We start from the raw sequence: 1,146 nt of genomic DNA, 5'->3' as shown, positions 1-1,146 counted from the left end.
ACCAACAACACCCCAAAGCTCGTGCACGAAACCCATTAAAGCATGCGCGCTTTCAAAATTCCTCCACGGGTTTATTTTTAAGATTCTCCCCCGCCCATGAGACGGTTGAAAGCAGCTTTGTTTTTGGGATCAGCAACCCAACGACTAAATTCCGCTTCCGACATTTTATCAAGCATATCCAAAGAAATGGGTCCATTGGAAGTCATACCATTATAGGCTGCAAGTGTTCGCGCAGAATTTTGTCTTTCTTGAAAATCTTCGCCAACAGCCTTTGGGCTATTGGTGTAGCCAATTTTTTGCGCGATAGCATAGAGCACTTCAGCAGGGCTTTGATTTTTTTTCGCACAATCGCGCAGGATTTGCTTTAATTCATTACCAATCAACGCATCCACGACGTTTGGATCTGCCATTTCCGGATAGAGCGCAGAGAAAGCAGCCAACTGCTTAGCCCGCGTATCATAAATAAAATCGGCAGCTTGATCAAAATCATCATGCCTTTGTTTAAGGCTTACAACAGACTGTTGATAGAAGGTACTCAACTGTTCTGCTTCAGAATTCATGACAGGTGTTTGTTCAGAGAGCAACGCCCCCTTTTTATAGAGTGTTTTTCCCAACCATTCTATATAACCCATAAAATCTTTTTGCGGGTCTGGGGGTGTATCACCCTCTGCACCTCCTTGCACATTTTGAATATTGTGTTGCTGTGCACTCTCTTGCCCCAATTTCTGCTGTTGATGGAGATTTTGCTGTCCTTGGAAATTTTCTTGCCCAGACTTTACCTTTGCTCCCACTTCAACTTCCCTATCTTCTCCCTGAAGAGGCTCTGAAAGAAAACCCTGTTGTAATTGATTTTGCTCTGCTGGTGTTAAATGTTCTTGATCCATACTCTTAAGCCTTTTCTCGTTTAAACAATAATCTGCTGGTGTTAAATGTTCTTGATCCATACTCTTAAGCCTTTTCTCGTTTAAACAATAAGATGATATTTTTTCACATAAAGTGGTTTACCGCCGCGCATTTGCCACATACTCTGCATACCCCACCCCAGTATTAGCAATGATATTCCTGCCAACATGACCAGTGGAATACCCCTCTCCCCCCACCACAATGTCAGACTCTCCTCTAAGCTCGCCGCTAAGCTCTCCACTC

At 43.5% G+C, this 1,146-nt stretch carries 1 protein-coding gene; it reads right to left on the bottom strand.

Features of this window, described 5'->3' with window-relative positions; genetic code table 11:
• Positions 1-77: 77 nt before the first annotated feature.
• Positions 78-884: a hypothetical protein gene (locus BN202_RS05380; RefSeq protein WP_034987541.1), complete on the bottom strand. Its 807-nt coding sequence runs from the start codon at positions 882-884 to the stop codon at positions 78-80.
• Positions 885-1,146 lie beyond the last annotated feature (262 nt).

The organism is Bartonella florencae, from assembly GCF_000312525.1.
In the GTDB taxonomy this organism is placed as follows: Bacteria; Pseudomonadota; Alphaproteobacteria; order Rhizobiales; family Rhizobiaceae; genus Bartonella; species Bartonella florencae.
This window is presented reverse-complemented; position numbering and strand designations above follow the sequence as displayed.